Genomic DNA, 17,249 nt, shown 5'->3' with positions numbered 1-17,249 from the left:
CACGTGCTTCGTATATAAATTTCAGAAAACTGCTTTTATATTATTATTTAGCCCTGGTTCTGATTTCCTCCACGATCCTGTCGACAAATTCCTGGGCTGCCAATGTTCCGAGGTCTCCGTCTTTTCTGGATCTGACTGCCACAGCACCGTTTTCCATTTCCTTATCGCCTATTACCAGCATATAAGGTATCTTTTCCATCTGGGCTTCCCTTATTTTGTAACCTATCTTTTCATTCCTGTAGTCAACTTCAACTCTTACACCTCTGTCTTTCAACATCTGCGCAACCTTTTGAGCAAAGTCGTGATGCTTTTCAACCAATGGAAGTATTTTGGCCTGTACAGGACACAGCCAGGTCGGGAAGGCACCGGCGTATTTTTCGATCAGCATCGCAAGAGTTCTTTCATAGCAGCCGATTGAGGTTCTGTGAATAACATACGGGTGCTTCTTTTCATTGTTTTTATCAATATAAACCATATCCAGGCGTTCTCCAAGTGCAAAATCAACCTGTACGGTTATTATTGTATCTTCTTTTCCGTGTACATTCCTGAACTGGATATCCAGCTTGGGGCCATAGAAGGCAGCCTCACCCTCAGCTTCCTTGTATTCAATCTGCAGATGATCCAGAATGGTTCTCATCTTGCCCTGAACATCCTCCCAATCCTCCGCACTTCCGATATACTTTTCCTTGTTGTTGGGATCCCATTTGGAGAACCTGTAGGTTACGTCCTCCTGTATGCCCAAAGTCTCCATCATATATTTGATAAGGTCGACAACACCCTTGAATTCCTCTTCCAGCTGTTCAGGAGTACATACCAGATGACCCTCGGAAATTGTAAACTGGCGGACACGGATAAGGCCGTGCATTTCACCTGATGCCTCGTTTCTGAAAAGAGTCGAAGTCTCGCCGTACCTGATTGGAAGATCACGGTAGCTGTGGAGCTTTGATTTGTATATCATAAACTGGAAGGGACAGGTCATAGGTCTGAGGGCCATTACTTCATCGTCCTTTTCCTCGTCACCCAGTATGAACATGCCGTCCTTGTAGTGCTGCCAGTGGCCTGATAGTTTGTACAGGTCACTTTTGGCCATAAGAGGAGTTTTTGTAAGAACATAGCCTCTTCTTTCCTCTTCGTCCTCAACAAATCTTTGCAGGGTCTGTACGATCTTGGCACCTTTAGGCATAAGCAGCGGCAGACCCTGACCGATTTCTTCCACGGTTGTGAACAATTCCAGTTCTCTTCCCAGCTTGTTGTGATCACGCTTCTTTGCTTCTTCCAGCCTGGTAATGTATTCATCCAGTTCACTCCTCTTTGGGAAAGCAGTACCATATACCCTCTGGAGCATCTTGTTTTTTTCATTTCCTCTCCAGTAAGCACCTGCGGCACTCATAAGCCTGATAGCTTTGAGCTTTCCTGTTGAAGCAAGGTGTGGTCCGGCACACAGGTCTACAAAGTCGCCCTGCTTGTAGAAGGAAATTTCCTCTCCTTCGGGGAGGTCCTTTATAAGCTCAACCTTGTAGGGTTCGCCCTTCTCCTCCATGAATCTGACTGCTTCTTCTCTTGGAAGAGTATATCTTTCCAGGGGCAGATCTTCCTTTATTATTTTTTCCATTTCCTTTTCAAGCTTTGAAAGGTCTTCGGGTGAGAAGTTCTTTTCAACGTCAAAGTCATAGTAAAAACCGTTATCTATTGCAGGACCGATTGCCAGCTTTACATTGGGGAAAAGTCTTTTAACAGCCTGTGCAAGTACATGCGAGGCCGTATGCCTGTATGCAAGCCTTCCGCCTTCATCCGAGAAGGTGAGCAGGTTCAGGGAACAATCCTTCTCCAGCTTGAAATTCAGATCCTTGACCTTTCCGTCCACTTCACCTGCAAGTGCGGCTCTAGCCAGGCCTGCACTGATACTTTCGGCAACTTGAAGTATGGTAATACCCTCCTGGTATTCCTGAACACTTCCATCTTTTAATGCTATTTTAATCATATGCTGTCTCCTTTTCTCTATTTTATTATAAAAATAAAACTCCCGTCCTGAAGTCAATCATAAATTGACTATATAAGGACGAGAGTTATCTCGCGGTTCCACCCTACTTGCAGCTCGTTGCATATCAAAATTTTGATAGTGCAGATTATAACGTAATCACCGATCAGGCTCAGAGGTGGTTTTCGGTAAAGTGCAGGTCCGGTTACTTTCAGCTGTTGTATCCGGTCTCTGAAACCCCATTTTTTACTTACTCTTCTCATCAACGCCTTTGTCAATATAACAACAATATAATTAATTATATTCTCACACAATTTATGTGTCAATACTCCAATAGGCCGCAGCACTTTGCCAGATATTGCCTGTATCAGCAATCGGCCTGTTTTACATGATTTATCAGCCTGCCGATCCCCTCTATTTCCACCTCCACTACATCTCCCGGTTTCATGGGACCTACACCTTCCGGTGTTCCTGTTGTAACAACGTCTCCAGGTTCAAGAGGAATGACCTTTGAAATAAAACTGATAAGATAATCGGTCTTGAATATATGCATGGAAGTATCCCCGTGCTGCTTGACCTGCCCGTTCAAAATCAGCTTTACATCCAGTTTGGTATAATCCAGATCAGTAACTATATACGGCCCTATGGGGCAGAAGGTCTCATAGTTTTTTCCTCTGGTCCACTGTCCATCCGACTTCTGGATATCCCTTGCCGTAACATCGTTCAGGCAGGTTGCTCCCAGAATATATTCGGAGGCCTGTTCAGGCTCAATATTTTTGCAGTATTTTTTAATAACTACGGCAAACTCTGCTTCGTAATCAACCCGGTTGGATATCTCCGGCAATATAATTGAATCATCCGGCCCTATTACGGTATGAGGAAGTTTTATGAAGATGACAGGATTCTCAGGTATATCCCGGCCGGAAAACTCTTTGACATGATCGGCATAATTCAGCCCGACAGCTACAACCTTGCCAGGTTTGCAGGGTGCTAAAAGCCTGACATGGCTCAAATTATACTTTTTATCGGTCACTGCCGGATTTTCAAAAATACTGCCCTGTACTTCGGTAATCTCATTTCCGTCTAAAATTCCGTACTTTTCCATTCCATCGGCTAAAAATCTTAAATACTTCATATCAGTTACCCCCGTTCCGCGGCTTGCAGAGTCACATGCCCAATTAAAACCAGATTACTTGTTTGAGTGTTATTGAGAGCAATTATAGCACAGCATATTTTCTGCTGCAACAAAAAATCCGTATATGATGTCCTTCTGCTGACTACTCGCTTAATTTCTTGGAGATAATATTTGTTGATGCAATTTAGTACCCTGCAAGGTAATTTAGGGAGGCAAAGTTGAGAAACACCCGATTCAAAAGATTTAAAAAATTTAGACATAAAAAGCTATTCAGCATAATTCTTTTCGGTATTTTGGTGCCATTAATTTCTTTGCTGCTGGCATATATACTGGTTTCAGTACTGATACTGCCATCATTAACAAGGTGATTGTTAATATTGTATATAATATTACATTATTCGACCAATAAAATCGTTTATAAATGCCATTTGAAATACTTCATTATAATACTATAATAAATAGTGAAAATTTAATTATATTTTCCTCCTTTAAATTATTTTACAACCGGCTTGCTTATACAAGCCGGTTTTTGTTTCACCGGATTTTAGCGTTCTGCAGCATCTAAAACGATATCGTACTAAATACATATATGATCTTTTATTTTATCAAAGGTTTTCTGTTTTATTCCGGTTATTTTCATCAAATCGGTAACCTTCTTAAATCCGCCGTTTTTTTCTCTGTATTCAATAATGGCCTTTGCAGTGGCAGGTCCAACATTGGGCAATCCCTCAAGTTCAGCCTGGGTTGCCGTATTTATGTTTACCAGATTGTTTTTTCCGTTTCCGCCGGCTTTCACCTGTTCATCCGAAATCACTGCCCCCAGGCTGTCACTGATAATGTCCACACCGCTGTTCAGGACATCCGGTGTCTTTGCTTTTGAGTCTGAAGCAGGGGCGACAGTTTTTGTCTTGTTCTCAGGCTGAGCAGTATTCTTAACAACGGCAGCTGTCTTCCCCTTGATCCTCAGCATGGTATTATCCTCCAGCCGGTAAGCCAGATTTATATTATCCAGATCAGCCTCCTGTGTGGCTCCTCCTGCCAGCCTTATGGCATCTTCTATGACATTGCCCTTCTCAAGCGTCACAACGCCGGGTTTATTTACACAGCCCACAATATAAATCTTAATGTTTTCGACTGTTTCCTCCTCCCTGTTTTCCCGGTCAATACCGCTTTTTTCACTCCCCGCAGTTATTGGCGCTCTTTCTACCACCGGCTCCTTCAACGGCTGATATACCTGCTTTAAAAAGTATCCCAGCAGGCCTGAGCCGGCAACCATCAATAAAATGACTGCTAAAAGCAACACCTTGTTGATAAAGTATTGCTTTCCAAATATGCATATTTCCATAATACCTCCTTAATACTTTTGAATAAAATGACATGGTTTTAAGTATTGATTTCTTGCTTTAACCCAATTTTAATGGCACAAATCAGAAGAATAGCGCATATTAATCTAATAAAGGTTGTTTTTTTGGATACGCGAAATTTTAGAAATAACTTGGAAAACACTGCCGTATGCACGAATTTCAGCAGCTTAAGAATTAAAAGAATTGATCTATTAACATTATAATACAATTACTGTCAAATTACTATATATATAACAAATGTTGTCGAAAGGTTTCATATTTTTGGTTTTTGTTTTATACTTATATAAGATGTATTTTACTGAGGAGGAAATATGAAGAAAGCACTAGTTACATTAATACTTGCCATCATTCTTGCATTTCAAATCTCACCCGCTTTTTGCAAAGATCTGGATATTGATGCAGCCGCCTACATATTGATGGACGCCAAGACCGGAAGTGTTTTATATGAATACAACCCCGACGCCCGTCTGAGACCCGCAAGTACAACCAAAATAGCAACTGCACTTGTCGCTCTGAAAAAAGGTAATTTAAGTCAGGTTATGACTGCAAGCAAGGAAGCCGTTTCCGATATCGGAGTCGGCGGAATGAATATAGGAATTATGCCTGGTGAACAACTTACGCTGGATGATTTGCTCCATGCATTGTTAATTGCATCGGCAAACGAAACTGCGAATATTATAGCTGAAAATCTTTTCTCCGGTAAAGAAGAGTTTATGAAGGAAATGAATAAAATGGCTGCCGAGGCCGGTGCAAGAAATTCTACTTTCACCAACCCCTGCGGTATAGACGAATATGAAAAAGATGCGGAGCACTATTCAACTGCAAGAGATCTGGCTCTGATAGCAAAAGAATGCTTAACCTTCCCAACTTTCCGGGATATTATAGGCCGGAAGAAATTAGACATGCTCAGTCCTACAAATAAGCATAACAAATGGAATGTGTTGAGCAACACCAACAAAATGCTGGGCCAGTCATACAACTACGGTCCGGATACGGGAGATGACAGAAATCAGTTTACCGTAACAGGTTTAAAGACCGGTTCAACCGTGCGTGCAGGTGCCAACTTCATTGCATCGGCAGTAAACAAGGATGGCCTGGAGCTTATTTCAGTCATACTGGGAGTAAACAACAAACCCGGCAGGACAGTTTTTGATTTTACTGAAACCCTGCTTCGGGCAGGGTACGAAAATTACTCAAACCAGCTGATAATTGACAGAAATGAAATAATAAAAAAAGTTGTCGTAAAGGATGCGGCAGATGACGGCCAGCTGGATCTGGTGACCAACGGCAAGGTAGAGGCAATTTTACCCAATGACAAAAAGCTCTGGAAGATTGATGAAAAAGTGACCATAAAGGAGAATTTAAAAGCTCCGGTCACAAAGGGTACCGTTCTGGGAAATATAGCATATACACTTGATGGAGTAAACATAGGCAAGGTTGATATTGTTTCCTCCAGAACAATCGATCAGAGCATGAACGCAAAGATTAAAGCTTATGTAAATAAATTTACTTCTTCTCCCTGGTTCAAATTTGGATCAATAGCCTTGGCCGTTGTAATATGCTTTTTTATTTTAAGAAAGATATTAAGAAAAATATCCAGAAGAAGGATTTATAAGATAAAAGAAAGACATAAATGGTAATTTATTTGATTTTTATTTACTTCATATATTGATTTAATTTCAATATACTTATATTATAGTATATGTTTGATAGTAATATATGGAATGAACCATTATGACTGGTTATGTGGGTTCTGGAGCTTGGAATGGTTCAATCGGAAACGATTAGAAGTTAAAATAACAGCATTTATTGCTTATTAAGAGAGGTGTAATCAATGAGAGCCGAACCGATTTACCAACTCAGAAAAGTCAAAGATCTAAAAGATATGATGGTTCAGAGTACAAATTTATTCGGATCAAGAAATGCATTTTTAATCAAAGGCAAAAATGGAGAATATTACGCAAAAACATATAAGGAACTGAAAAATGATATTGATGCTTTGGGAACTGCTCTAATTGATATGGGTTTAAAGGACAAAAAAATAGCTATATTATCTCAAAACCGGGCCGAGTGGTGTACAACCTACTTAACGGTGACCGGAGGGGTCGGTGTGGTTGTTCCGTTAGACAGGGAGCTTCCCTACAATGAAGTTGAGAACCTTACTTCAAGAGCAGGCGTGGACGCCATTGTATTTTCTTCAAAACACAGAAGTGACATGCTGAAGCTTTCCAGAACCTCGGATATTAAGTATTTTATTGATATGGACCTGGATGCGGATGACGATAACAAATTTCTTTCACTCCCAAAATTGATTGAAAAAGGTGAATCACTGCTGGCAAATGGTGACAGGCGCTATCTGGACGCCGAAATAGACGAAAACAAAATGGCGGCTTTGATTTTCACTTCAGGAACCACAGATCTGGCAAAGGGTGTTATGCTTTCCAGCAAGAACATAGTTTCCGACGTCATATCGGTATGTTCCATGCTGTATCTGGATGAAACCGACAGCGGACTTTCCATACTGCCGCTCCACCACACTTATGAATGTACCGCCAATTTCCTTGTAATGATGTACAATGGCTGCTGCTTCTCTTTTAATGAAGGCTTGAAGTATATCGTACAGAACCTGCAGGAAACCAGGCCGACAATTTTGATGCTGGTGCCGCTGATTCTGGAAAATATGCATAAGAAGATAATAAAACAGGCCTCAAAGAATATGTTGAGCAAAATAAAGTTGAATGTTGCCCTGGAAATAAGTAATTTCCTTTACTATTTCCTGAAAATTGACATACGGAAGAAAATATTCAAGCAGGTTCATAATATATTCGGAGGAAGAGTCAGGCTTGTCATTTCAGGAGCTGCCGCCATAAACCCCGATGTGTCAAATGATTTATGCGCAATGGGAGTAAGGATCGTTCAAGGTTATGGACTCACAGAATGTGCCCCTATCGTATCGGTTAACAACGACCGCGGCTTCAGACATGACTCTGCCGGGAAGGCGCTTGCCGGAATAGATATCGAGGTTGAAGATATAGGCGAAGATGGCATAGGAGAATTCGTAGTGACCGGGGATAATGTAATGCTGGGCTATTACGAAAATCCGGCAGCTACAAGCAAGGTGCTGAAAAACGGCCGCCTGTATACAGGTGACCTGGGCTATATTGATGAAGAAGGATATATTTATATAACCGGAAGAAAGAAAAATGTGATTGTAACTAAAAACGGTAAAAACATATTCCCTGAAGAGGTTGAAGCATACCTTGCAAAGTGTCCGTATGTTAAGGAAAGCCTTGTATGGGGCCGTTTTGATGAAGAGTCGGGCGAGACTGAGGTAAATGCACAGGTTGTAGTGGATATTGATGAAATTAAAGAAAAACTCCGCCTGAATATTATTTCCAATGATGAGGTATACAAGCTTATTCAATCCGAAATAAAGGAAATAAACAAGCAAATGCCTATGTACAAACGAATCAAGGACTTCACCATCCGTGAGGAAGAGTTTGCCAAAACCACTACTAAAAAAATCAAGAGATATGTTGAAAACATAGGCTAGTTTTACAGATATTTTACAGATATATGATAAATTAAACCAATATGAGAACAGATATTTAAAATTAAGGGTACGGAAGCAATGTTCCGTACCCTTCTGTTATGCGGATAGTTTTATTGTACTAAAGAGTTTCCTATGACCACATTTCTTTTCTGAGAGCTTGAATATCCTCATTTTCAAGGTACTCGTCATAGGTCATCTGTCTGTCGATGATTCCCTTTGGAGTTATTTCAATAATTCTGTTTGCTATGGTCTGCACAAATTCATGGTCATGGGAGGTAAACATTATTGTTCCCTTGTAGTTGATAAGGCCATTGTTCAGTGCAGTGATGGATTCCAGGTCAAGGTGGTTTGTAGGCTCATCGAATAAAAGGACATTTGCTCCTGAAAGCATCATTTTTGCCAGCATACAGCGGACCTTTTCTCCTCCGGACAGTACCGAAGCCTTTTTTAATGCCTCCTCGCCCGAGAACAGCATTCTTCCAAGCCAGCCTCTCAGGAAGGTTTCGGTCTGATCCTTGGAATACTGTCTCAGCCAGTCCACAAGGCTCAGATCAACTCCGTCAAAGTATTCCGAGTTATCTCCGGGGAAATAGGCCTGCGAGGTTGTTATTCCCCATTTAAAATCCCCGCTGTCGGCTTCCATCTCACCCATAAGGATTTTAAACAGCGCAGTTTTTGCGTTTCCGTAAGTTCCCACAAAAGCTATTTTATCACCCTTGTTTACTATGATATTTACATCCTTTAAAAGCTGCTCGCCCTCAATTTCCTTTGATATGCCGCTTATCATAAGAAGGTCGTTGCCGGCTTCTCTTTCAGGCTTGAAATCCACAAAAGGATATTTTCTGGAAGATGGCTTTATGTCTTCCAAAGTCAGCTTATCCAGAAGTTTTTTACGTGAAGTGGCCTGCTTTGATTTGGAAGCATTGGCACTAAACCTCTGTATAAATTCCTGCAGTTCCTTCATCCTTGCCTCGGTTTTCTTATTTGCATCCTTTGCCTGCTGCAGGGCCAATTGACTTGACTGATACCAGAAGTCATAGTTTCCGAAATATAATTGTATTTTACCGAAATCGATATCCGCAATCTGGGTACAAACCTGGTTCAAAAAGTGTCTGTCATGGGAAACAACGATTACTGTGTTTTCAAAGTTTGCAAGGAAGTTTTCCAGCCAGGTTATTGAAGCCACATCAAGGTGGTTGGTCGGTTCGTCCATGAGCAGTATGTCAGGGTTTCCGAAAAGTGCCTGGGCCAGCAGAACCCTTATCTTTTCGGTACCGTCAAGGTCTTTCATCAGCTTGTAGTGATACTCTTCACCTATATTCAGGCCGTTTAGCAGAATAGCCGCATCTGATTCGGCCTCCCACCCGTTTAATTCTGCAAATTCAGCTTCCAGTTCAGAGAGGCGGATTCCCTCTTCCTCAGTGAATTCGGATTTTGCATATAACTTTTCTTTTTCCTCCATTATTTCAATGAGTCTTTTATGACCCATGATCACAGTCTTCAGAACCTCGAATTCATCATATTCATAGTGGTTCTGCTTAAGTACTGCAAGCCTTTCACCGGGTGTAATGGATACATCTCCCTTACTGGGCTCTATTTCACCCGAAAGAATCTTTAAAAAGGTTGATTTTCCCGATCCGTTGGCCCCGATCAAACCATAGCAATTACCCTTTGTAAATTTGATATTAACGTTTTCAAATAAAGCCCGTCCCCCGTATCTCAGGGAAATACCGTTTGCACTAATCATTTTTCTTTTTACAGCGGAATAATTTCTTCCGCTATTCACCTCCATTTGTTATATTTAAATTGTAATATTTGCCCATTTACCTTTTTTAAATCTTACCAGATACATTGCCGACCTGATGGAAAAATCCAGAACCAAGGCTATCCATGCAGCAGTTATTCCGGTGTTAAACAGCAATCCCAGAATAAAAGTTACAAATACCCTGAAACACCATATGCCCACAAAGCTTGTGATCATGACATATATTATGTCCCCTGCACCTCTTAATGCATTGGATACCACTGTTACAATAGATACAAAGGGCTGTGAAAAGCTGAAAATCCTTATAGCCGCTGTTCCGATGGAAATTATTCCAGGATCATTTGTATATATTCTGATCAAACTTCCGGCAAAGATAAACAGAAGACTTGAAATTACAACAGTGATCATCAGGCATATCTTAATGGTTTTCCAACCGGCTTTTTTTGCAAGATCTATCCGCCTGGCCCCCAGGCTTTGACCGACAATAGTCGTTGCTGCCAGGCCGAAACCGAATATTGGAACAAAACACATGGAATTAATGGACATTACTATCTGATAGACAGTTGATGCTTCAGTACCCATCCGTGATATTACGACCTGCAGTATAAGAAATCCGCCCTGCATAATAAGCTGTTCCATTGAAGCCGGTATCCCCACATGAAGAATTCTCTTAAGCAGCTGAAAATCAAAAGTCAGCTTTCCTTTCAGGCTGAAGGACAATGCAACGGATTTGCTCAGAACTACAAGCAGACTAAGCAGCCCGCCCACACCTCTTGATACGCATACAGCAATTGCCGCACCTGTGATACCTTTTTTTTCAATTGTCAAATTACCAATACTAACCCCATATATTAAAACATAACTTAGAACAATGTTCAATATATTTACCACATTTGCAATGAGCATGGGCGTTTTTGTGTCGCCTGCCCCTCTCAGTGAACCGCTGATTATTATATTGGAAAACATTAAAGGCAGTGTTATCAAGGTTATCTTAAAGTAGCCGGCAGCCATCTCAACCACCGATCTTTCGGCACCGCTGAAGAATACCGAAATTACCGGTTCCGCAAAAATGATCAGCAGGATGGCCATCACTGAAGACACCGCAAAGCCGATAAGGACACATTCCTTTATTGCCATTTTTGCGTTTTCAGTATCACCTTCCCCTATCAGCCGGGCAATAATAACCGTGCATCCGGTGGACAGGGCTACAAAAAACACCTGAATAAAACCGAACAGGGAATTTATAAAGCCTACCGCCGCAACTGCCTGATTGCTTAAGTGCCCTACAAAAGCCAGTGAAACAACCCCTACAATCATAATCAATAGCTGTTCCACAACAGCTGGAACAGCTACTTTAAAAATACTTCCTCTAATATTATTCTCATCTACAACCATTTTTATCTTATATTAGTCAATACTCCATCTGACCAAAGCCTCTCTAAATTGTAAAAGCCTCTGTCCTCCTGATGGAAAACATGGATTACAACATCGGAGTAATCCAGCAGTATCCACCTTGCTGTTTCATAGCCTTCCTTGTGATGTGCATGAAGCCCCATTTCGCCCAGCTTGAAGTCCAATTCGTCAGCTATTGCTTTTATATGGGTTGTGGAGGTTCCGCTGCAAATGACGAAATAGTCGGCAATTTCAGTAATGTTTTCAATATCGATTATACTTATATCTCTTGCTTTTTTTTCTTCCATAAATGATACGATTTTCTCTACCAATCTTTTAGAATCCAAATGTTTGCACCTCGTCCTAAGCTAAATTTTTAATGAAAAAATTAATTTTATTACGGATTAAAATCACTTCCTAAAATAATTGTCACATCATACCTGGAATCCGGCTGTAATTCCTCTTTAACCACCGAAATCTTCAGTACATCCTTAATAACGTCCGGTATTACACCTTTTTTTCTGATTATAATCTGTGATGTGCCCTGTTTTTCCGCATTTGTGCCTGCACTTACTTTATAGCCCTGAGCTTCCAGCATACCTCTTGTATCTTCGGCCAGTCCGTTTTTGTCGGTGCAGTTTAACACTTCTATAATCAGTTTCTTATTGTCAACCGTGGATTGAGCCACAGTATCCTTTGACGGTTCACTTTTTTTCGTGGGCTCACTGTCAACGATTATTTTTTTGGGAGTGCTGCTTTCCGACGCTTGTTCTTTTTGCGGCTGTTTTTTTACCTCTACAACTTCCTTGTCAAATACCCCGGAATCCCTGGTAAAATTAGCACCTACTATAATTGATGAAAATAACAATAAAAAAGTTCCAATTGTATAAAATGCAATCTTTATAAATTTACTCATATTACTCATAATTCAATAATTAACCCCTTAAATTCTAATTCTGATTATTATCAGAAATCATCATTAAAATACTGTTCCTGGCTTTAATAGTATTGGGATGGATCAATCCCCTTTGGTGAATGACATATTTTATTATATTGTCAAAAGAACTGATCAAAGCCCTGTTTATATCTTCATAGGCCAGCTTTCTCACATTGTCGACCTCACTGTGTGTTCTTCCAGGCTCTATGTAATCTGCAAGAAAAATAATTTTATCCATCATATTCATATCGGGATATCCCGTAGTGTGATATCTGATGGCGTTCAATACAATTTCGTCATTGACTTCATACTTTTCACAGGCTAATATCGCACCCACTTCACCGTGCATTAAAAACACCTGCCGCTTTTCAAGCTCACTTAGTTCTATTCCATGAGTCCTGCAATATTCGAGTGTTTCATCATCTCTCAAGTTTTTTGCACAATCGTGCAGGAGGCCTGCTACGGCTGCCGCTTCCACGTCTTCACCATAATGTTCGGCCAGCGAAACAGCTGCCTTCATGGTATTGACCGAATGAATATATCTTCCCGGCTTCAAGGCTTGTTTTAACAAGAGATCCATTTGGTCCAGCTTCATAGTCATTTTCCTTTTTTATAATTCAATTGCGTTTACTTACCTTCAAAAATATCAGTAAATAATTTTACTGCTGATATAGTTTGTTTTTAATAATATACTCTTCAACCTCTTCTTTGACGAGGTATTTAACCGACTTTCCAGCCTTGATCCTGTCTCTGATAAAGGTTGAGGATATGTCAAGAAGCGGAATTTCAAAGCTTCTTATATTTATTTCATACTCTCTCTTCAATTCAGCTAAGCGCTTGTTGAAGGCTTCATCCGAAAAGCCCGGCCTCATGACGGCAATAAAATCAGTCAGTTTGAAAACCTCCCGGGCATTTCTCCAGGTCAACAGATCCAATAGCACATCTGCACCGATTATATAGTTAAATTCTGTTCCCTCAGGGTAAAGCCGGTGTAATTCTCTTAATGTATCGACAGTATAGGTATAGCCTGACCTTTCTGTTTCCATTGCCACAGCTTCAAAGCTTGAATTTGAACCGACAGCACATTTGACCATGTTTAATCTGTGCACAGGAGCCGTGACATCTTCCAAACTTTTATGCGGGGGCATACCTGATGGAATAAATAATACCCTGTCAAGCCCATATTCACATCTTACCAATTCTGCAACGGCAAGATGCCCTGTATGAATCGGATCAAAAGTTCCTCCGCAAATGCCAATTTTCAAGCGTGTATCTCCCATCTGGAAATTCCTTTTTATAAATGCCGGTATCCGGTAATCCGTAATATCCAAATTCCCCCAACGGACGATAACGTTTTAGATATCACAGACTGCTGATTATTATAATACAAGTGATATTATAGCATAAAAATATTAACTATTTATTAAAAAATACAAAAACACGGTGTTAAATAATAGAAATTTTAAGATGTACCTATACGAAATGGCCTGTTATTCCTGAGCTTGCCGGTACTTTTTCATAACGAGCATCGTCAGCGCCTTTAATAAAACCGCAATAATTATATAAATCGGGAATGAATATATATGCTTCCAGGTGAATAAAACATATATTTTTAAAGCGACAAGCATTGGCTCGCCGACAAAAGTAAAGAACGCTGCTGAAAAAAAATTGGCCAGCAAAAATGATTTCCAGCGGCAAGCATACTGATAAACCAGCATGTACCATACCGGCAGCATTGAAAAGTTCATAGGTATGAGTCTTGGAAAATATGGTTCTATATCAATATAGTATTCCCATAAATTGAGCTGACATCCGAATTCGTCAAGAAATGTGACCACCGTCATCACAAGCAGCCCGTATATAAATATCTCTGCAAGTCTTTTTTTATCTGCAAGTCTTACCCAGATTATCCATGGTATTATCAGCATGGCCAGCAACAGCCAGAACTGAAATGAGAATAATTCAAATCTGCACCAATGCTCAAATTGTAAAAGGATGGACTTGTTCTGAGTGTCTATGACCTGCTGAAAAGTCTGCGATTCATTCATTTTTTATACCTTCCGTTATGTGTAGTCGGTAATATTATTGTATAAATGGAATAAATGCATACTCCTTAATTGGAATAAAAATGCCGTATCAGATCAGGTTTAAGTTTTCCTGTTTTGATACGGCACTGTTAACATTTGAGTCTGTTTAAAATATAGCCTGCTTAAATAATAATCCCTTTAAAGGCTTCGGGAATAAGTGTTCCGAATTTATTTTCTTCCGATATCCTTACGGTAGTGCATACCTTCAAAGCTGATTTTCCCGATCCCTGCATAGGCTTTGCTGATGGCCTTTTCCATGTTGCCTTCCACTGCCGTGACACCCAGAACTCTTCCTCCGGCAGTATAAAACCTGCCGTCCTCACAGTTTGTACCCGCATGGAAGATAGTTATGGTTTCATCTGCTTCTGCCTCTTCCAAACCGTTTATTTCAAGACCGGCGGCATACTTTCCGGGGTATCCGCCCGAAGCTGCTATAACGCATACTGCGGCATTGTCGCTCCATTCGATTTTTATATCGGCAAGCTTCTCCTCCATTATGGCATTAAATATGTCCAGCAGGTCGGTTTTAAGTCTCGGAAGCACTACCTGTGTCTCAGGGTCCCCGAAACGGGCGTTGTACTCAAGTACTTTTGGCCCTTCCCTGGTAAGCATGAGACCAAAGTACAGTATCCCCTTGAATTTGCGGCCTTCCCTGTTCATTGCCTCAACGGTGGGTATGAATATTTCCTTCATGCATTGGTCTGCCAGCTTGCTGTCGTACAGCTTGCTGGGAGAGAAGGTTCCCATGCCGCCTGTATTCGGCCCCATATCATGGTCATATGCGCGCTTGTGGTCCTGTGAGGAAACCATGGGCACTACCGTCTTTCCGTCTGTGAAGGCCAGTATGGACACTTCGGGGCCTTCGATGAATTCCTCTATGACAACCTTGTTTCCCGCTTCTCCGAACACCCTGTCATTCATGATGTTATTCACGGCAGCTTTGGCTTCTTCTATGGACCGGGCTATAATAACACCTTTTCCCAGTGCCAGGCCGTCGGCTTTGACAACAATGGGTGCGCTGCAGGTATCAAGGTACTTCAGCGCCTCGGCACTGCTCTCAAAAACCGCATAGCCCGCAGTGGGTATATTGTATTTTTTCATCAGATCCTTTGAAAAGGATTTGCTGCCTTCTATAATGGCTGCCGCCCTGACCGGGCCAAAGGCTCTGATGCCTGCAGCCTCAAGTGCGTCTACCATCCCTGCCACCAGAGGATCATCGGGTGCCACCACAACAAGATCCATTTTATTCTCTCTGGAGAAATTAACTATCCCCCCGATATCCGAGGCTTTAATGGGAACACAGGAAGCAAGTTTGGAGATACCGCCATTTCCGGGAGCACAGAACAATTCACTTATCTTCGGGCTTTGAGAAAGCTTCCATATTATTGCATGCTCTCTTCCACCCCCGCCAACTACCAAAACCTTCATTTGAACCCCCCTGATTTTCTTAGTGGTTTGTAACATCTTAGATGTTATTGACCATTAGTGTTTGAAATGTCTCATTCCTGTGAATACCATTGCTATGCCGTGCTTGTTGCAGGCATCAATTGATTTCTGGTCATTCAATGAACCGCCGGGCTGTATTATTGCCTTGATCCCCGCCGCCGCAGCTGCTTCAACACAATCTTCAAAGGGGAAGAAGGCATCCGAGGCCATAACAGCACCCTTTGATCTTTCGCCGGCATATTCAATTGCGACTCTGGTAGGAACTATTCTGTTTGTCTGCCCGGGGCCCACACCGATTGTCATCTTCCCCTTTGCAAGTGCTATACCGTTGGATTTTGTGTGCTTGACCACCTTCATGGCAAACACCAGATCTTCCAGCTGTTCACTGGTAGGTTCAACATCTGTGACAACCTTCAGCTCCTCTTCATTAAATAGCTGGCTGTTATACTTCTGAACCAGAAGACCGCCGCATACCTTTTTCATATCAAGCGTGTCTGCAGGAACTTTTTCCGAGATTCCCTCAAGCTTGAGCAATCTGATGTTCTTCTTCTGTGAAAGGATTGCAAAAGCCTCATCAGTAAAGGATGGTGCGACAACTATTTCAACGAAAATCTTATTGATCTCTTCAGCTGTTTTTGCATCTATTTCCCTGTTGGCAGCGATGATCCCGCCAAAAATGGATACGGGATCGGATTCATAGGCTCTCAGGTATGCCTCATATATTGTTGCTGCGCTGCCCACCCCGCATGGATTGGTATGCTTGACGGCAACAACCGTAGGCTCGTCAAATTCCTTAACAAGTTCGATTGCACCGTTTGTATCATTTATATTATTGTAGGACAATTCTTTTCCGTGAAGCTGAACAGCACTGGGCAGAACCCCTCTGTTGGCTCCCACTTCCTTATAGAAAACAGCCTTCTGATGGGGATTCTCACCATAGCGCATATCCAGGACCTTTTCAAAGGTAAGTGAAAGGGTTTCCGGGAAGTCAATGTCACCGAGGGTATCTCTGAGATATTTGGCTATAAGTGTGTCGTAGTGGCTTGTATGTTCAAAAACCTTGTATGCAAGTCTGAATTTTGTTTTCACACATACATCACCAGTTTCATTGAATTCCGAAAGTACTTTTTCATAGTCTGCAGGATCGACGACAACTGCCACGTCCTGATAGTTCTTTGCGGCAGCTCTTAACATGGTAGGTCCGCCGATATCAATATTTTCGATGGCTTCTTCAAGCTCCACGTTTCCCTTTAATATGGTCTGTTTGAACGGATAGAGATTTATAACAACAATATCAATGGTTTCAACGCCCAAGTCCCTGATCTGTTTCATATGTTCTTCATTGCTTCTGATGGCAAGCAGTCCGGCGTGAACCTTGGGATGAAGTGTTTTGACCCTTCCATCCAGACACTCGGGAAAACCTGTGACATCAGAGATATTTATAACCTTTAAGCCTGCGTCAGACAATGTTTTGGCCGTACCTCCGGTAGAGATTATCTCCACGCCTTTTGCAGCCAGCTTTTTTGCAAAATCAACTATGCCTGTCTTGTCCGAGACACTGATTAGTGCACGTTTAATCATTATCCAGTCCT

General features: G+C 41.5%; 14 protein-coding genes. 2 read left to right on the top strand and 12 right to left on the bottom strand.

Features of this window, described 5'->3' with window-relative positions:
• Positions 1-43: 43 nt before the first annotated feature.
• The 3 genes from thrS to T344_RS0101390 form a co-directional block, all read right to left on the bottom strand.
• On the bottom strand, positions 44-1,981 hold the full coding sequence (thrS, locus tag T344_RS0101410; RefSeq protein WP_027627243.1) for a threonine--tRNA ligase: 1,938 nt from the start codon (positions 1,979-1,981) through the stop codon (positions 44-46).
• A 364-nt stretch (positions 1,982-2,345) separates the two neighbouring features.
• Entirely contained in the window at positions 2,346-3,113 is a 768-nt protein-coding gene (locus tag T344_RS0101400; RefSeq protein WP_027627241.1) for a fumarylacetoacetate hydrolase family protein, read from the bottom strand.
• A gap of 577 nt (positions 3,114-3,690) precedes the next feature.
• Positions 3,691-4,458: a ComEA family DNA-binding protein gene (locus T344_RS0101390; protein WP_027627240.1), complete on the bottom strand. Its 768-nt coding sequence runs from the start codon at positions 4,456-4,458 to the stop codon at positions 3,691-3,693.
• 330 nt (positions 4,459-4,788) lie between these two features.
• On the opposite strand from T344_RS0101390, the gene T344_RS0101385 reads away from it, so the two are divergent.
• The gene (locus T344_RS0101385) at positions 4,789-6,117 is read left to right on the top strand and encodes a D-alanyl-D-alanine carboxypeptidase family protein (protein WP_027627239.1); all 1,329 of its coding nucleotides are present in this window, start codon (positions 4,789-4,791) and stop codon (positions 6,115-6,117) included.
• Between the two features lie 194 nt (positions 6,118-6,311).
• Complete coding sequence (locus T344_RS0101380; protein WP_027627238.1) at positions 6,312-8,030, top strand: AMP-binding protein; 1,719 nt, start codon at positions 6,312-6,314, stop codon at positions 8,028-8,030.
• A 130-nt stretch (positions 8,031-8,160) separates the two neighbouring features.
• Here the strand turns inward: T344_RS0101380 and T344_RS0101375 are convergent, their stop codons facing one another.
• The 9 genes from T344_RS0101375 to purH all read right to left on the bottom strand — a co-directional run bounded on the left by T344_RS0101375 (position 8,161) and on the right by purH (position 17,238).
• Positions 8,161-9,777, bottom strand: coding sequence for an ABC-F family ATP-binding cassette domain-containing protein (locus T344_RS0101375; protein ID WP_027627237.1), 1,617 nt, complete (start codon positions 9,775-9,777; stop codon positions 8,161-8,163).
• Positions 9,778-9,831: 54 nt separating this feature from the next.
• Positions 9,832-11,190, bottom strand: a complete 1,359-nt coding sequence (locus T344_RS0101370) for an MATE family efflux transporter (RefSeq protein WP_027627236.1) — start codon at positions 11,188-11,190, stop codon at positions 9,832-9,834.
• 2 nt (positions 11,191-11,192) lie between these two features.
• Complete coding sequence (gene rsfS, locus T344_RS0101365) at positions 11,193-11,534, bottom strand: ribosome silencing factor (RefSeq protein ID WP_027627235.1); 342 nt, start codon at positions 11,532-11,534, stop codon at positions 11,193-11,195.
• Between the two features lie 50 nt (positions 11,535-11,584).
• A complete protein-coding gene (locus T344_RS0101360; RefSeq protein WP_242842007.1) occupies positions 11,585-12,112 on the bottom strand; it encodes a LytR C-terminal domain-containing protein in 528 nt (175 codons plus the stop codon).
• A 25-nt stretch (positions 12,113-12,137) separates the two neighbouring features.
• Positions 12,138-12,719: a bis(5'-nucleosyl)-tetraphosphatase (symmetrical) YqeK gene (gene yqeK / locus T344_RS0101355; RefSeq protein WP_027627233.1), complete on the bottom strand. Its 582-nt coding sequence runs from the start codon at positions 12,717-12,719 to the stop codon at positions 12,138-12,140.
• Between the two features lie 64 nt (positions 12,720-12,783).
• Positions 12,784-13,389: a nicotinate-nucleotide adenylyltransferase gene (gene nadD, locus T344_RS0101350; protein WP_479692227.1), complete on the bottom strand. Its 606-nt coding sequence runs from the start codon at positions 13,387-13,389 to the stop codon at positions 12,784-12,786.
• 225 nt (positions 13,390-13,614) lie between these two features.
• A complete protein-coding gene (locus T344_RS0101345; RefSeq protein WP_027627231.1) occupies positions 13,615-14,172 on the bottom strand; it encodes a CBO0543 family protein in 558 nt (185 codons plus the stop codon).
• A 207-nt stretch (positions 14,173-14,379) separates the two neighbouring features.
• Complete coding sequence (gene purD, locus T344_RS0101340) at positions 14,380-15,639, bottom strand: phosphoribosylamine--glycine ligase (protein WP_027627230.1); 1,260 nt, start codon at positions 15,637-15,639, stop codon at positions 14,380-14,382.
• 54 nt (positions 15,640-15,693) lie between these two features.
• On the bottom strand, positions 15,694-17,238 hold the full coding sequence (gene purH / locus T344_RS0101335; RefSeq protein WP_027627229.1) for a bifunctional phosphoribosylaminoimidazolecarboxamide formyltransferase/IMP cyclohydrolase: 1,545 nt from the start codon (positions 17,236-17,238) through the stop codon (positions 15,694-15,696).
• Positions 17,239-17,249 lie beyond the last annotated feature (11 nt).

The sequence above is a fragment of the Ruminiclostridium cellobioparum DSM 1351 = ATCC 15832 genome (assembly GCF_000621505.1).
GTDB classification, from domain to species: domain Bacteria; phylum Bacillota; class Clostridia; order Acetivibrionales; family DSM-1351; genus Ruminiclostridium; species Ruminiclostridium cellobioparum.
This window is presented reverse-complemented; position numbering and strand designations above follow the sequence as displayed.